General features: G+C 69.9%; 17 protein-coding genes. 7 read left to right on the top strand and 10 right to left on the bottom strand.

What is annotated here, in order from left to right; translation table 11 throughout:
• Nucleotides 1–89: 89 nt before the first annotated feature.
• Genes AB0M82_RS18310 through AB0M82_RS18300 form a run of 3 tightly spaced genes read right to left on the bottom strand, consistent with a single transcriptional unit; the run spans nucleotide 90 to nucleotide 2,151 of the window.
• Nucleotides 90–731: a hypothetical protein gene (locus tag AB0M82_RS18310; protein ID WP_364722901.1), complete on the bottom strand. Its 642-nt coding sequence runs from the start codon at nucleotides 729–731 to the stop codon at nucleotides 90–92.
• Nucleotides 719–1,510: an ATP-binding cassette domain-containing protein gene (locus AB0M82_RS18305; protein ID WP_364722899.1), complete on the bottom strand. Its 792-nt coding sequence runs from the start codon at nucleotides 1,508–1,510 to the stop codon at nucleotides 719–721. The genes AB0M82_RS18310 and AB0M82_RS18305 overlap by 13 nt, the downstream gene beginning before the upstream one ends.
• Nucleotides 1,507–2,151 (bottom strand): aminodeoxychorismate/anthranilate synthase component II, encoded by a 645-nt coding sequence (locus AB0M82_RS18300; protein WP_364722977.1) that lies wholly within the window; start codon nucleotides 2,149–2,151, stop codon nucleotides 1,507–1,509. The genes AB0M82_RS18305 and AB0M82_RS18300 overlap by 4 nt, the downstream gene beginning before the upstream one ends.
• Before the next feature lie 112 nt (nucleotides 2,152–2,263).
• Here AB0M82_RS18300 and AB0M82_RS18295 point away from each other — a divergent pair, with 112 nt between their 5' ends.
• The gene (locus AB0M82_RS18295) at nucleotides 2,264–3,592 is read left to right on the top strand and encodes a pyridine nucleotide-disulfide oxidoreductase (RefSeq protein ID WP_364722975.1); all 1,329 of its coding nucleotides are present in this window, start codon (nucleotides 2,264–2,266) and stop codon (nucleotides 3,590–3,592) included.
• Here AB0M82_RS18295 and AB0M82_RS18290 read toward each other — a convergent pair.
• Nucleotides 3,589–4,248, bottom strand: coding sequence for a response regulator transcription factor (locus AB0M82_RS18290; protein WP_364722897.1), 660 nt, complete (start codon nucleotides 4,246–4,248; stop codon nucleotides 3,589–3,591). The genes AB0M82_RS18295 and AB0M82_RS18290 overlap by 4 nt on opposite strands.
• Nucleotides 4,188–6,008: a histidine kinase gene (locus AB0M82_RS18285; RefSeq protein ID WP_364722895.1), complete on the bottom strand. Its 1,821-nt coding sequence runs from the start codon at nucleotides 6,006–6,008 to the stop codon at nucleotides 4,188–4,190. Before AB0M82_RS18285 ends, AB0M82_RS18290 begins: the two co-directional genes overlap by 61 nt.
• Nucleotides 6,009–6,177: 169 nt before the next feature.
• On the opposite strand from AB0M82_RS18285, the gene AB0M82_RS18280 reads away from it, so the two are divergent.
• The 3 genes from AB0M82_RS18280 to AB0M82_RS18270 all read left to right on the top strand — a co-directional run bounded on the left by AB0M82_RS18280 (nucleotide 6,178) and on the right by AB0M82_RS18270 (nucleotide 8,123).
• A complete protein-coding gene (locus AB0M82_RS18280) occupies nucleotides 6,178–6,885 on the top strand; it encodes an ABC transporter ATP-binding protein (RefSeq protein ID WP_364722893.1) in 708 nt (235 codons plus the stop codon).
• 10 nt (nucleotides 6,886–6,895) lie between these two features.
• Complete coding sequence (locus AB0M82_RS18275) at nucleotides 6,896–7,630, top strand: ABC transporter permease (RefSeq protein WP_364722891.1); 735 nt, start codon at nucleotides 6,896–6,898, stop codon at nucleotides 7,628–7,630.
• Nucleotides 7,631–7,730: 100 nt separating this feature from the next.
• Nucleotides 7,731–8,123, top strand: a complete 393-nt coding sequence (locus tag AB0M82_RS18270) for an SCO5389 family protein (RefSeq protein ID WP_364722889.1) — start codon at nucleotides 7,731–7,733, stop codon at nucleotides 8,121–8,123.
• Between the two features lie 59 nt (nucleotides 8,124–8,182).
• Here the strand turns inward: AB0M82_RS18270 and AB0M82_RS18265 are convergent, their stop codons facing one another.
• Nucleotides 8,183–8,338 (bottom strand): hypothetical protein, encoded by a 156-nt coding sequence (locus tag AB0M82_RS18265; RefSeq protein ID WP_364722887.1) that lies wholly within the window; start codon nucleotides 8,336–8,338, stop codon nucleotides 8,183–8,185.
• The gene (locus tag AB0M82_RS18260; protein ID WP_364722885.1) at nucleotides 8,338–9,345 is read right to left on the bottom strand and encodes a class E sortase; all 1,008 of its coding nucleotides are present in this window, start codon (nucleotides 9,343–9,345) and stop codon (nucleotides 8,338–8,340) included. The genes AB0M82_RS18265 and AB0M82_RS18260 overlap by 1 nt, the downstream gene beginning before the upstream one ends.
• Before the next feature lie 243 nt (nucleotides 9,346–9,588).
• On the opposite strand from AB0M82_RS18260, the gene crgA reads away from it, so the two are divergent.
• Both crgA and AB0M82_RS18250 read left to right on the top strand, forming a co-directional pair.
• Nucleotides 9,589–9,855, top strand: a complete 267-nt coding sequence (gene crgA, locus AB0M82_RS18255) for a cell division protein CrgA (RefSeq protein WP_348952508.1) — start codon at nucleotides 9,589–9,591, stop codon at nucleotides 9,853–9,855.
• A gap of 112 nt (nucleotides 9,856–9,967) precedes the next feature.
• Nucleotides 9,968–10,345 carry a PH domain-containing protein gene (locus AB0M82_RS18250; RefSeq protein ID WP_364722883.1) on the top strand — a complete coding sequence of 126 codons (378 nt, stop codon included), beginning with the start codon at nucleotides 9,968–9,970 and terminating at the stop codon, nucleotides 10,343–10,345.
• Here AB0M82_RS18250 and AB0M82_RS18245 read toward each other — a convergent pair.
• Nucleotides 10,342–11,295: a rhomboid family intramembrane serine protease gene (locus AB0M82_RS18245; RefSeq protein WP_364722881.1), complete on the bottom strand. Its 954-nt coding sequence runs from the start codon at nucleotides 11,293–11,295 to the stop codon at nucleotides 10,342–10,344. The two genes, AB0M82_RS18250 and AB0M82_RS18245, sit on opposite strands and share 4 nt — an antisense overlap.
• A 31-nt stretch (nucleotides 11,296–11,326) precedes the next feature.
• Nucleotides 11,327–11,851: a peptidylprolyl isomerase gene (locus AB0M82_RS18240; protein ID WP_364722879.1), complete on the bottom strand. Its 525-nt coding sequence runs from the start codon at nucleotides 11,849–11,851 to the stop codon at nucleotides 11,327–11,329.
• Nucleotides 11,852–12,004: 153 nt separating this feature from the next.
• On the opposite strand from AB0M82_RS18240, the gene AB0M82_RS18235 reads away from it, so the two are divergent.
• Nucleotides 12,005–12,547 carry a hypothetical protein gene (locus tag AB0M82_RS18235; protein ID WP_364722877.1) on the top strand — a complete coding sequence of 181 codons (543 nt, stop codon included), beginning with the start codon at nucleotides 12,005–12,007 and terminating at the stop codon, nucleotides 12,545–12,547.
• A 64-nt stretch (nucleotides 12,548–12,611) separates the two neighbouring features.
• On the opposite strand, the gene AB0M82_RS18230 is transcribed toward AB0M82_RS18235, so the two are convergent.
• Complete coding sequence (locus tag AB0M82_RS18230) at nucleotides 12,612–13,064, bottom strand: hypothetical protein (protein ID WP_364722875.1); 453 nt, start codon at nucleotides 13,062–13,064, stop codon at nucleotides 12,612–12,614.
• Nucleotides 13,065–13,151: the final 87 nt, after the last annotated feature.

Genomic DNA, 13,151 nt, shown 5'->3' with positions numbered 1-13,151 from the left:
TCACCCAGAATCGGAGAGGCCCCGAACCTTAGTCGGCCGCGTGGCCTCGCCGGAAGCCTGACGGGGATATTGAATTCTGCAATTTGCAGTCAGGAGCGCCGGTGCACGAGCACCGAGACGACGAGGTAGCTCGCGGCCAGCATCACCACCGACGTCACGAGCGCCAGCGCCAGCGGCCCGCCGACCGGTTCGCCGTCGGTCAGGGCGTGCAGCAGCGGGTGGACCAGCGGGATCTTCGCCAGCAGCACGACGATCAGCGTGATCACGGCGGCGAGCACCGTCCAGCCGACCCGGTGCACCAGCAGCCGTGAGCACGGGAGCGCGACCGCGATGCCGAGCAGCGCGCACGCGAGGTGGGCGAGCACTCCGATGCCCAGCGCCGAGGGCTGGAACTTGAACGACTTGAGCGCCGACCACGCCTCGGTGATCACGGTGAGGACCAGCGAACAGGCCAGCACGGTGAGGATCGCCCCGCTGATCATCCGCCGCCACTGCCGCGCGTGGCTGAGGGTGACCAGCCGCTGCACCGGGTCTTCGATGTCGAGCAGCGCGATCGTCAGCCAGCACGAAACGACCAGCAGCCCGCCGGCGCTCACGCCGAACAGCGGCAGCGGCGGTGAATTCGGGTCGGAGTAGAGGATCACGCACAGCGCGAGGTAGGCCAGCAACGCCGGCAGGTAGCGCTGCGAATGGCCGAGCAGGGTCAGGTAGTACCGCGTCACGGCGAGCATGGCGCCACCTCCCGAACCGACCAGCCGTCCTTGAGCGCCCGCAGCAACACGGCGTCGACGCAGCCGACTTCGACGGTGAGCACGACGTGGGATCCTTCGACGACCGCGTGCCGCACGCCGGGCTCGCCGGCCCAGCCGGTGTCGCGACCCCGCAACACGATTCGCGTGGTCGGCTCGGCGCTCTCCGCCGTGAGCCGGCCCTGGTCCATGAGGTGGACGACATCGGCGTGGTCGTGCACCACCTGCGGCCGGTGGTCGGTGAACACGACGCTCGCGCCGCGCGCCCGCGTCTCGGCGACGAGCTCACCGAGGATCGCGTGCGTCCCGACGTCGAGGCCGGACCACGGCTCGTCGAGGATCAGCAGGTCGGGCCGGACCATCACGGCCTGCGCGAGCCCCACCTTCTGCGCGTTGCCCTTGGACAGGGTGCGCAACGGCGCCGTCGGGCCGCCGACCAGCGCGAGCCGCTCCAGCAGCGGGTCGATCACCGAGAGGTCGGCGAGCCCGTGGATGCGCGCCATGTGCCTTAGGTAGGCCCGGGCGCCCATGCGCTGGCCGGCCGGGAAACGGTCCGGCAGGTAGCCGATCCGCGGGGTGCCGCTGATGGTGCCGGTGGTGGGGTGCGAGACGCCGGCCATGATCCGCAGCAAGGTGGACTTGCCGGAGCCGTTGCTGCCGAGAATGCCGACGACGTGTCCGGGCTCGACGCTCAGGTCGACGTCGCGCAGGACGAAGTCCCCGCGCCCGTACCGCTTACCGACCCCCAGCAGCCGGATCACGCAACAGCGGCCTTCTGCAGTGCCTTGGTCGCGCGCTCGAGCTCGTTCACCCTGGCCGGGTCGACCGGGTGGCCGGCCGCGGCCAGCCAGTTCGCGAGCATCCGGTGACCGCCCTCGGTGAGCACCGACTCCGGGTGGAACTGGACGCCTTCCAGGGGCAGCTCGCGGTGGCGCATGCCCATCACGATGCCGGACTCGGTGCGCCCGGTGATCTCGAAGACGTCGTCCGGAATGGTGTCGGGCATCACGGTCAAGGAGTGGTACCGCGTGGCCGTGAACTCGGACGGCAGGTCCTTGAGGACGCCGACGCCGGCGTGGCGCACCTGGCTCGTCTTGCCGTGCAGCAGCTCGGGGGCGCGGTCGACCGTCGCGCCGTAGACGACGCCGAGCGCCTGGTGGCCGAGGCAGACGCCGAGCATCGGGGTCGACGTCTCGGCGCACTTGCGGATCACGTCCATGCTCTGACCAGCGCGTTCGGGCGTTCCGGGCCCCGGCGAGACGAGCACGGCGTCGAACTCGGGCACGCGGTCGAGGTCCACGACGTCGTTGCGCCAGACCGTGCAGTCGGCGCCGAGCTGGGCCAGGTACTGGACCAGGTTGTAGACGAAACTGTCGTAGTTGTCGACGACGAGAACGCGCATGGCGACGAGCTTACCGGCTCCCACCTGGTGGACCGTACGCCAAATCACATTTTAGGTTAGGTGAACCTAACTTACCGTGGAGCAAGTGAGCCGATCTCTTCGCGTAGCCGTGGTGGGCGCCGGTCCCGCCGGGATCTACGCCGCCGACATCCTGGACAAGTCCTCCGACAGCGTTGGATCTGCAACGATCGACCTCTTCGAACGCATGCCCGCCCCGTTCGGGCTGATCCGGTACGGCGTCGCGCCCGACCACCCGCGCATCAAGGGCATCGTGACCGCGCTCCACAAGGTGCTGGACAAGCCGAACATCCGGCTGCTGGGCAACATCGACTACGGCACCGACATCAAGCTCGACGAGCTGCGCGAGTTCTACGACGCGGTGATCTTCTCGACCGGCGCGTCCGCCGACCGCGAGCTCGACATCCCGGGCATCGAGCTGGACGGCAGCCACGGCGCCGCGGACTTCGTGTCCTGGTACGACGGCCACCCGGACGTGCCGCGGGAGTGGCCGCTGACCGCGTCTTCGGTGGCGGTCCTCGGTGTGGGGAACGTGGCTTTGGACGTCGCACGGATCCTGGCGAAGACGGCGGACGAGCTGCTGACCACGGACATCCCCGACAACGTCTACCGCGGGTTGAAGGCCAGCCCGGTGACCGACGTGCACGTGTTCGGCCGCCGCGGCCCGGCGCAGGCGAAGTTCACGCCGCTGGAGCTGCGGGAGCTGGACCACTCGCCGAATGTCGAGGTCATCGTGCACCCGGAGGACATCGAGTTCGACGACGGCAGCATCGCGGCGCTGCGGGCGTCGAAGCAGATCGACATGGTCGTGAAGACGTTGCAGGAGTGGGCGATCCGCGAGCCGGGCTCGCGGCCGCGCCGGCTGCACCTGCACTTCTTCCACTCGCCTTCGGAAGTCCTCGGCACGGACGGCCGGGTGACCGGCCTGCGGACCGAGCGCACCGAGCTGACCGGTGACGGGACCGTACGCGGGACCGGCGAGTTCCACGACTGGGACGTCCAGGCGGTGTACCGCGCGGTCGGCTACCTGTCGTCGCACCTGCCGGAGCTGCCGTTCGACCACGGGGCGGGCGTGGTGCCGAACCAGGCGGGCCGGGTGCTGGACCTGGACGAGAACCCGCTGCCGGGCGTCTACGTCACGGGCTGGATCAAGCGCGGCCCGATCGGCCTGATCGGCCACACGAAGGGCGACGCGGCGGAGACGATCGCGAGCCTCCTGGCGGACGCCGAAACCCTGACGGCACCCAAGTATTCGTCGCCGGACGCGATCCTGGACTTCCTCACGGCACGCGGCATCCCGTTCACGACGTGGGAAGGCTGGGGCCGGTTGGACGCGCACGAGAAGGCTTTGGGGCTGGCCGCGGGCCGGGAGCGCGTCAAGGTGGTGGAGCGCGAGGAGATGACCCGGGTCTCGCGCGGCTAAGTCCCCGCACCGAGGTACGCGAGTACGGCGAGCACCCGGCGGTTGGTGTCGTCCGAGGCGGTGATGTCCAGCTTCGCGAAGATGTTCGCCGAGTGCTTGCCGACCGCGCCTTCGCTGAAGTGCAGGCGCGACGCGATCGCCGCGTTGGAACACCCTTCCGCCATCAGGCCCAGCACCTCGCGCTCGCGGGGCGTCAGTGCCGCGAGCGGGTCGGAGGCGTTGCCCGCGACCAGTTTCGCGATCACCTCGGGGTCCATCACCGTGCCGCCCGCCGCGACGCGGCGGACCGCGTCGACGAACTGGTCCGCGTTGAACACCCGGTCCTTCAAGAGGTAGCCGATCGCGCCGGTGCCGTCGGCGAGCAGTTCGCGCGCGTACAGCTGCTCGACGTGCTGGGACAGCACCAGGATCGGCAGCCCGGGAATCTCCCGGCGCGCCGCCAGCGCGACCTGCAGGCCTTCGTCGGTGTTCGTCGGCGGCATCCGGACGTCCACAATGGACACGTCCGGGCGGTGAGTGCGCAGCGCCGCCGCCAGCTCCGGGCCACTCCCGACCGCCGCGACGACGTCGAAGCCGTGGGCCGCCAGCAAGTGCGTCAGGCCGTCCCGGAGGAGGTATTGGTCTTCGGCGACGACGGTTCGGGGTCGAGCTGACACGGGATCTCCAGGGTCGCCTTCGTCGGGCCGCCGATCGGGCTGGTCAGCGTCAACCTACCGTCGAAGCCGCCCAGCCTGCGCTCGATTCCCCGGAGCCCGGAACCACGAGCCGGGTTCGCGCCGCCCGGGCCGTCGTCGGTCACCACCATCGTCAGTAGCTCGTCGGCGAACCCCACCTCGATCGACACCCGTTTCGCACCATGCTTCGCCGCGTTGCCGAGCAGTTCGGACACCGCGAAGTACGCGCACGCTTCCACCGGCTCCTCGACGCGTCCGGGCAGCGAGCCGGTGACCTCCGTCTTCAACGGGCTGTCCAGCGCCATCGCGCGCACGGCGTCCAGCAACCCGCGCTCGGACAGCACCGGCGGATGGATGCCGCGGATCAGCACCCGCAGCTCGGTGAGCGCTTCCGACGACGACGCGCGCAGCTCCGCCGCGAGCCGTTTCGCCGCCGCCGGGTCGGTGTCCACCAGCGCCTCGACCGCGCCGAGCTTCATCCCCATCGCGACCAGCCGCGACTGGATCCCGTCGTGCAGGTCGCGTTCGATCCGCCGCAGCTCCGCGGCCTGCGTGACCGTGACGTCGGAGCGAGTCTGCTTGAGCCGTTCGACGCGCTGGGCGAGCCGGGTCGACTCGGTCGGCCCGAACCACACGCGGGCGAAGCGGGCTTGCTGGCGGGCGAGCCACGGTGCCGCGGCCAAGCCGGCGACCACCATCGCCAGCATGACCGGGGTCTGCGCGAGCGCGCCCAGGTGCGTCGACACCTCGGGGAACGGGGGCCAGTCGATGCGCGGCGACACGAACGGCCGCCAGATCCAGAGCGCCGCGAGGCCGATCAGCCCCCGGCTGGCCAACGCCACCGTCGGCAGGATCAGGACGAACGAAACCAGCGGGACGAGCAGGCCGCCGGCGAGGTCGCGCCAGGTGGCGCGGTCCCGGTAGACCCACCGCGTGCGAGCGTGCTGGACCGGCCAGAACGGCTCCTCGTACAGCTGGTTGCCTGACTGGTAGAGCCCGTCGGCGCGCGGGACCGGCAACCTGGGCGGCGGCAGGTACGGCCGCGCGATCGTCACGCCCGTCCAGTTCCCGGCCTCGCGGCGCAGCGTGTCCGTGATCGTCCGGTTCGCCAGCACGACCGGGGTGGCCATCGGCCTGAAGAAAACCATGACGACCAGCTGGAAGATCGCGAAGACCAGCTGCACCACCGAAACCGCGAACAGCCCGGCCTGGTGCCCGATCGATTCGAGATGCCGGTGCAGCCAGTTCTTGCGTGGCTCGGCAGGTGGACGCGGCCCGAGCCACCAGCGCGTCCACCGGCCGTAGCCGCGCAGCACCAGGGGCCCGCCGAGCAGGACGGCCACCGGCAGCAGCACCGTGACGAGCGGGTTCACCAGCTGCCAGGTGAACTCGCGGCCCGTCGCCGGGTCCTCCATCGCCCAGGTGAGCCGGTGCTGCCAGCGGATCCAGAACGCCCGCTTGTAGAGCTGCTTGCCGTCGCGATACCAGCCGTCGCGCTCGCGCACCGGCTCCGGCGGCGCGGGCCGGTACGGCGCCGGGATCTCGATGCCGCACCACCGCGCGGCCAGCGCGCGCATGGTGGCCGATCGGCCACGGGCCCACAAGACCGCGGGGCCGAAGAAGAAGACCAGCCCGACGCAGAGCAGCGCGAACGTGGCCAGCTGGATCAGGACGTCGAACCAGCTGAGCAACGCGAACGCCGCCAGCGCCAACGCCCGGCCGATCGCACGCAGGTACGTCATCCGGCACCTCCTTCCCCCTGAGATCCTCGCCGACCGACGCCGGACCGCGCATTGCGCGAAGCCCCACAAACGGGGTGGGAAAACCCCACCCCCGCGTCAGCAAAACGCTACCTGAGCTGGGGTTTCAGCGTCATTCTCCGCCGCGCCGCCCGCTCGTAGCTTCGTAGCCATGCCCCTCATCGAAGTCACCGACCTCCGCAAGAACTACGGCACCCGGGTCGCGGTCGACGGCGTTTCGTTCACCGTCGAGCGCGGCGAAATCTTCGGCATCCTCGGCACGAACGGCGCCGGGAAGACCACCACCGTCGAATGCCTCCAAGGCCTCCGCCGGGCCGACGGCGGCACGATTTCCGTGCTCGGCCTCGACCCGGCGACCGACCGGGCGGCGCTGACCCGCCGCGTCGGCGTCCAGCTCCAGGAAAGCCAGCTGCCCGCGAAGCTGCGGGTGCGCGAGGCGCTGGAGCTGTTCGCCTCCTTCTATCCGGAGCCGGCCGACGTCGACATCCTGCTCGACCAGCTGGGCCTGCGAGACCACGCCCGCAGTTTCTTCGGGAAGCTCTCCGGCGGCCAGAAGCAGCGCGTGTCGATCGCACTCGCCCTGGTCGGGAACCCGGAGCTGACCATCCTCGACGAACTCACCACCGGGCTCGACCCGCACGCCCGCCGCGACACCTGGCAGCTCGTCGAGGCGGTTCGCGACACCGGCGTGACGGTCCTGCTCGTCACGCACTTCATGGACGAAGCCGAACGGCTCTGCGACCGCGTCGCGATCTTGGACGCCGGGCGCGTTGTCGCCACCGGCACCCCCGCCCAGCTGCGCCGATCCGTCGACGCAGCCACTTTGGACGACGCGTTCGTCACCCTGACCGGACGCTGAGGAGAACACCGTGCACACCTTCGCCAAGATCACCGCCACCGAAACGAAACTCTTCCTCCGCACGCCGTTCATGCCGCTCGCGGGCATCCTGTTCCCGGCCGTCCTGCTGCTCGCGATCGGCGCCATCCCGGGCATGACCGAGCCGAGCGCCAAAGCGGGCGGGTACCGGTTCATCGACGCGTGGGTGCCGTCGCTGATCGTCATCAGCCTCGCGATGCTCGCCCTGCAGTCGATCCCGGGCGCCGTCGCGGCCTACCGCGAGCAGGGTGTGCTGCGGCGGCTCGCGACGACGCCGGTACACCCGGCGAACCTGCTGGGCGCGCAGCTGCTGATCCACGTCGTCATCGCGCTGGCGGGCATCGGGCTCGTGCTGGGACTGGCCAACGTCGTCTACGACGTGCCGATGCCGAAGCACCCGGCCGCGTTCCTGCTCACCCTGCTGCTCGGGGTGGTCTCGATGTTCGCGCTGGGCCTGGTCGCGGCCGCGGTCGCCCCGACGTCGAAGGCCGCCAACGGGATCGCGATGATCGCGTTCCTGCCGACGATGTTCTTCGGCGGCGTGTACCTGCCGCGGCCGCTGCTGCCCGAGGTCCTCCGCCGGATCGGCGACTACGTGCCGCCGGGCTCCCAGCCGCTGCAGGACGCCTGGGTCGGCGACGGCGTGCAGCCGCTGCAGCTGGTCGTGCTCGCCGCCTTCGCGGTGGCCGGAACCGTGCTGGCGGCGCGGCTCTTCCGCTGGGAGTGACCGACCCTTCCGCCATACTGGTGATGATCATCGTTTTCTCTTGTGGCGGGGCCACCCGGCCGGTAGCCAGGGAGGTGGCCCCGCTCAAACTGGAGGTTCGATGTCCCTGGACGTGTCACCCGCGCTGCTGGAGAAGGCCGAGCGCGGGGAGGTCTCCGACGCCGAGTTCGTCACCTGCGTCAAGGAATCCCTGCCCTACGCCTGGGAGATCATCACCGGCGTGATCGCCGACGCCGAGGGCGCCGCGGACGGCTTCGCCGACAACGAGACGCCGCCGCCGAGCGAGGCCGCTCGCGGTCAGCTGCTGCGGGCGCTGGCGTCGGACGCGATCCGCGGCGGCCTCGAGCGGCACTTCGGCGTCAAGCTGGCCTTCCAGAACTGCCACCGGGTCGCTGTCTTCAAGAACTCCGAGCTGGCCGGTGACCGCTACCGCGCGTTCGTCTCGCCGCGCGGTCAGCTGCTCAACCAGAGCCCGGAACTGCGGGACTGCTAGCTCGCAGCGCGGGCAGCACCTCGGTGCCGATCCGCGCGATGAGCTCGGCCGCGCGAACCTCAGTTGACCGCGACTTCGTTGAACCACAGCCGCGGCTCCAGCCAGGGGAACACCACGAACATCAGCAGCGCGATCACGCCGAGTACGAGCACCACGGCCAGCGTCAGCTTCGCCGCGAACGGGCCCGGCAGGTGCTGCCAGATCCAGGCGTACATCAGGCCTCCCCGATCTTCGAAAGCAGGTCGCCGTAGTCCTTGACCTGGTTCTTCGGCACCTGCTGGGTCAGCACCGAGGTGATGATGAGCCGCTCGCGGGCGGAGAACTGCGGGTGACAGGTGGTGAGGGTGAGCAGCGCGGCCTGCTGGGCCTTCGGCAGGGCGTCGGCGCCCTTGTACGGGACCGGGTTCACCGCGGTGCCCTGGCTGGGCAGCACGACCTTGCGGCCGAACGTCTCGCTGTACGCGCCACCGTCTTCGGCGTTCGGCTCGCGGAGGGTCGAGACGCCCTTGCACGCCGGGGCGGCGCCCTTGCCGGCGGCCCAGTTGTCGACCTCGTCGTCGTACGGCAGCACCTTGTAGATGTAGAAGTCGGTGGAGGTTTCGATCACGATCTGGTCACAGGAGGCGAGGTTGTCCAGGTCGTTGAACGGGGCGCCCTTGCCGACGCGGTGGCCGGCCACGGCGAAGTTGCCGGGCTCGCCGGGCAGCGCCGTGCCCTTGTAGTGGCCGGGGCCGACCTCGAGGGCGGCATCGTCGGTGCCCTCCTGAATGGTGAAGTTGTAGTCGACGCCGAAGCCGGGGATGTGGATGCGGGCGAACGCCTTGCCGTCGATCAGCTCGGGGTGCAGCGTGCGGTCGTGTGCCCACTCGCCGTCGAGCTGGTCACTCGCCTCGGACTGCTTGCCCGCCGAGAACAGGTCGGTCACGTAGAGCTCGTAGACCATGAACAGCAGCACGACCAGGCCCAGCGTGATGAGGATTTCGCCGGCGGTCCGGATCGCGACGCTGCCCTTGTCCAGCGGCTTGACCTTGGTCGCGGCGCCGCCCTTCCCGACCGGGGCGAAGACGACGGTCTCCTCGTTGGCGTTGGGCGGCGGGGGCGCGACGTAGCGGCGGGGCGGGGGCCCCTGCGGACGGCGGGGCGGCCGCTGGGGGCCGCGCGGAGGCTGACTCGGCGGCACCTGACCGCGAGGGGGCGTTGGGGGCGTCCGGCGTGGGGGCATCGGCCGTTGTCCGGGGTGTCTGCGCCGGTCGTCATCCGGTCCTTCGCGCGTAGCCACGCAAGCTCCTCTCAAGCCGCGTCGAACCCTCGGTGACGCCAAAGTCACGGTGCGGGAAATCCGACCACGCCTGGCCGCTGCTTTCCTGCGGTCGTTTACGTTAACGTGTGCACGTGGCGCTGGTTGCGCACCCTCAGCGGGACATCGCCACCAGACGAGCCCGAAGAGCACCGCGAGGAACACACGATGCCCAAGTCCAAGGTCCGCAAGAAGACCGCTTACACCCCGCCTGCCGACCGGCGTACGCCGGTGAAGGTGCGGGCCGCAGGCCCCACCGGCCTCGCCTGGAAGATCCCGATGTTCGGGTTGATGCTCCTGGGCCTGATCTGGCTGCTGGTGAACTACATCGCCGGGGACAAGATCTCCTGGATGGCCGACCTGGGCAACTGGAACTTCGCCGGCGGGTTCGCGCTGATGATCGCCGGTCTGCTCATGACTATGCGTTGGCGCTGATTATTACTCCACCTGGCGGCTTGACGCCGAATTACAGCGGTGTGACTCATCCCCAGTGTGGATAACCCCTGTGGATAACTACCCCACCTCTTGGGCGCCGCGTCAGGCCGTTGTGGTATCGGCCTGGGCGGTCACCGCGTTGCTGCTGGTCGGCGTGGTGGCCGACGCGCTGACCGGCGACCGCGGCGGACTGGTGCTGTTCGCGTTGGCGGCGCTGGCCGCCGGAGCGTTCGCCGCCCACGCGACGCTCGTCCGGCCCCGGCTGGCCGCCGATGCCGAGGGCTTGCGGGCCCGGACGCTGAGCGGCACCCACCGGCTTCCGTGGGCACAGACCCGCACCCGGCTGCGCACGACCCGCCGGATGGGCCGCGACGGCGTCACCCTCGAAATCGAGCACGACGACCAGCTGTACGTCTTCGGGTGGCTGGACCTCGGCGAGGATCCCCGCGACGTCCTGGACGTGCTCAGCACGCTGCGCGCGCGGAGCTAGCCGCAGCTGTAGAGCTGCTGGCCGCGGTGCTGGACGAACTGGCACGTCTGCGCTGCGACCTGGGCATCCTTGTAGAGCAGCAGCCCGACCATCGCGACGACGAGGATCGCGACCCCGGCCGCCTGCCAGGTCGCCTGGCGCGCGCTCGGCGCGTACAACAGCGCGACGGTGACCAGCGCGCCCGTGACGAGACCGCCGACGTGGCCGAGGATCGAGATGTTCGCGACCCCGAAGGTGATGAACGCGTTCAGCGCGAGCGTGATGATCAGCCCGGTGGGGTTCAGGCGCAGCTTCAGCACGATGACCGCGTAGGCGCCCATCAGGCCGAACAGCGCACCGGACGCGCCCGCCGTGCCGCCGTCAAGGCTGTCGAAAAGCAGCACGGCCGTGGACGCGCCGAGCATCGAGACGAAGTAGAGCGCGAGGTAGCGGACCTTCCCGAAGACCGGCTCGAGCGCGCGGCCCATCATCCACAGCGAGAACATGTTGACTGCGATGTGGATCGGCCCGTAGTGCAGGAAGCCCGAGGTGAACAGGCGCCACCACTCGTCGGCACCGAACGTCGCCTGGCCCCACAACACGCCGAGCTGGAAGACGTCGGACACCTGATTGTCGCTGAGGCTCCTGGCCTGCATCGCCGTGACGAGGAAGATGACGACGTTGACCGCCAGGATGACCTGGGTGACCAGGACGGACGGCGACGGCCGGGCCCCGGCGATGGTGCGCACGCCGAAGCCGGCTTCCTGGTAGCCGCGGTGCTGCCGGTGCTGCTGCTGGCCACCGGCGTGCACGCAGTCGGTGCACTGGAAGCCGACCGGGGCCTCCCGGAGACAATCCGGGCACGCCGGACGCCCGCACCGGGAACAGCTCAGCCCGGTCGGGCGGTTCGGGTGCCACCAGCACCCGGGCAGCGCGGCTTGCTCGGCGGCGGGGTTCGGCGGTTGGTTCACGATGGAACCAACCTACCGAAATCCGTCCGAGTCAGCCCTCGTGGTCGACAGTGACCTTCTCGATCACGACGTCGGTCAGCGGACGGTCCGCCGGGCCGGTCGACGTGCGAGCGATCGCGTCGACGACGTTGCGCGACTCCTGGTCGGCCACCTCGCCGAAGATCGTGTGCCGGAAGTTCAGGTGGGTGGTCGGCGCGACGGTGATGAAGAACTGCGAGCCGTTCGTGCCGGGCCCGGCGTTGGCCATGGCCAGCAGGTACGGCTTGCTGAACTGCAGCTCCGGGTGGAACTCGTCGCCGAACTTGTAGCCGGGGCCGCCGCGGCCGGTGCCGGTCGGGTCGCCGCCCTGCAGCATGAAGCCGTCGATGACCCGGTGGAAGATCGAACCGTCGTAGAAGGGGCCGGAGTTCGTGCCCGCCGCGTTCGGCTGGGAGTACTCCTTGGTGCCTTCCGCGAGCCCCACGAAGTTCGCGACCGTCTTCGGCGCGTGGTCGGGGAACAGGTTCAGGTGGATGTCACCCTGGTTGGTGTGCAGCGTAGCTTTCACGAGCTTCATCGTGCCATCTGTTCAAGCTTTCGGGGGGTCCGGGGCTTTGCCGGGTGCGTAACCGGGTACTCACGCAGGAAGACGGAGCGAAGCAGCGCGAAAAAGGGCACGATAGGTTACGGGCAACAAAGCAGTGCCAAAACGATTGATGAGGTGAAGGCCATGTCCCGGGCGTCCGCCCAGGCCGTCGAAGCCGCCGACAAGCTGGTCTCCGAGGGGGCCAAGTCCGGCCGCCGCGTCCAGAAGCACCTGGCGAAGAAGACGGAACTGACCCGCAAGGAGCTCAAGAAGAGCTCGAAGGCCGCCCGCAAGGAGGCCCTCGCACGGCTCTCCGAGCTGCGCAAGCCGGGCCGCAAGGCGAAGAAGGCCGCCATCAAGGCCGCGAAGGCGGCCGGCGAGTCGAAGCGCCACGGCAAGAAGGACTTCAAGGCGGCGAAGAAGGACTTCTACGCCGCTGTCGTCGAGGCGAAGGCCGCGGCCAAGGGCACGCGCAGCCGTCGCCGCTGGCCGTGGCTGGCCGGTCTGCTCGTGGTCGGCGCCGGCGCCGCCTACGTGCTCCGCTCGAAGCAGGAGCCCCCGGTCGCCCCCGCGCCGCCGAAGGCCACGCCGCCCGCGCCGCCGAAGCCCGCCGAAGCGGCGAAGCCGAGCCCGGCGGGGAACGGCAGCAAGGCGCCGTCCTCGGCGCCGGCCGAGAAGAAGAACTGAGGCCGACACGAAGAGGCCCCCGGGGGGTGCACCCGGGGGCCTCTTCAGTCGTGCCTGGATCCGATCAGACCGTGGCGGCGTGCTTGTCGATCAGCGCGCCGAGCCGGGGCAGCGCCTCCTCGACGTTCTTCTTGCCGTTCGGGCGCAGCTTCGAGTAGACCTTCTTGATGCTGTCGCGGCTGCTCTTCTCCGCGCGGGAGTCGGTGACGGTGAGCAGCGCGTCGGAAGCCTCGTCCGAGCGGCTGGTCAGGTAGGCGCCGAAGTCGTTGCCGCCCTTGGCCCGGTAGTCGCCGTAGAACGGCTCGAGCGCGTTGGCGAAGTCGTCCAGCAGGGTGTCGACCGCCGAGGGGATGATGCCCGGCTTGATCTTCTTGACGGCCGCGAAGCCGGTCTTCACGACGGCACCGGAAACGCCGCCCTTGTCGGAGACCTCCGCGTCCACGAGGCCTTCCAGGTCGCTCACGACAGCCGGGCGCCGGCTGGAGTCGAGCAGGATTTCCTTGAGGGTGTCAGCCACGAATCTTGTCCTTTTGTCGTTGCAGTGAGTGCCCCGCCCCGGGACACCTGCGGCGGCTCCCGGTCTGCTGCGGTGCGCGAATCCCGA

The organism is Amycolatopsis sp. NPDC051128 (genome assembly GCF_040682715.1).
GTDB lineage: Bacteria > Actinomycetota > Actinomycetes > Mycobacteriales > Pseudonocardiaceae > Amycolatopsis.
This window is presented reverse-complemented; position numbering and strand designations above follow the sequence as displayed.

Coding starts and splice junctions, on each gene's coding strand:
- AB0M82_RS18310 (WP_364722901.1), bottom strand. CDS start 731: ATGCTCGCCGTGACGCGGTACTACCTGACCCTGCTCGGCCATTCGCAG.
- AB0M82_RS18300 (WP_364722977.1), bottom strand. CDS start 2,151: ATGCGCGTTCTCGTCGTCGACAACTACGACAGTTTCGTCTACAACCTG.
- AB0M82_RS18285 (WP_364722895.1), bottom strand. CDS start 6,008: ATGACGTACCTGCGTGCGATCGGCCGGGCGTTGGCGCTGGCGGCGTTC.
- AB0M82_RS18280 (WP_364722893.1), top strand. CDS start 6,178: ATGCCCCTCATCGAAGTCACCGACCTCCGCAAGAACTACGGCACCCGG.
- AB0M82_RS18270 (WP_364722889.1), top strand. CDS start 7,731: ATGTCCCTGGACGTGTCACCCGCGCTGCTGGAGAAGGCCGAGCGCGGG.
- AB0M82_RS18265 (WP_364722887.1), bottom strand. CDS start 8,338: ATGTACGCCTGGATCTGGCAGCACCTGCCGGGCCCGTTCGCGGCGAAG.
- AB0M82_RS18260 (WP_364722885.1), bottom strand. CDS start 9,345: ATGCCCCCACGCCGGACGCCCCCAACGCCCCCTCGCGGTCAGGTGCCG.
- crgA (WP_348952508.1), top strand. CDS start 9,589: ATGCCCAAGTCCAAGGTCCGCAAGAAGACCGCTTACACCCCGCCTGCC.
- AB0M82_RS18240 (WP_364722879.1), bottom strand. CDS start 11,851: ATGAAGCTCGTGAAAGCTACGCTGCACACCAACCAGGGTGACATCCAC.
- AB0M82_RS18235 (WP_364722877.1), top strand. CDS start 12,005: ATGTCCCGGGCGTCCGCCCAGGCCGTCGAAGCCGCCGACAAGCTGGTC.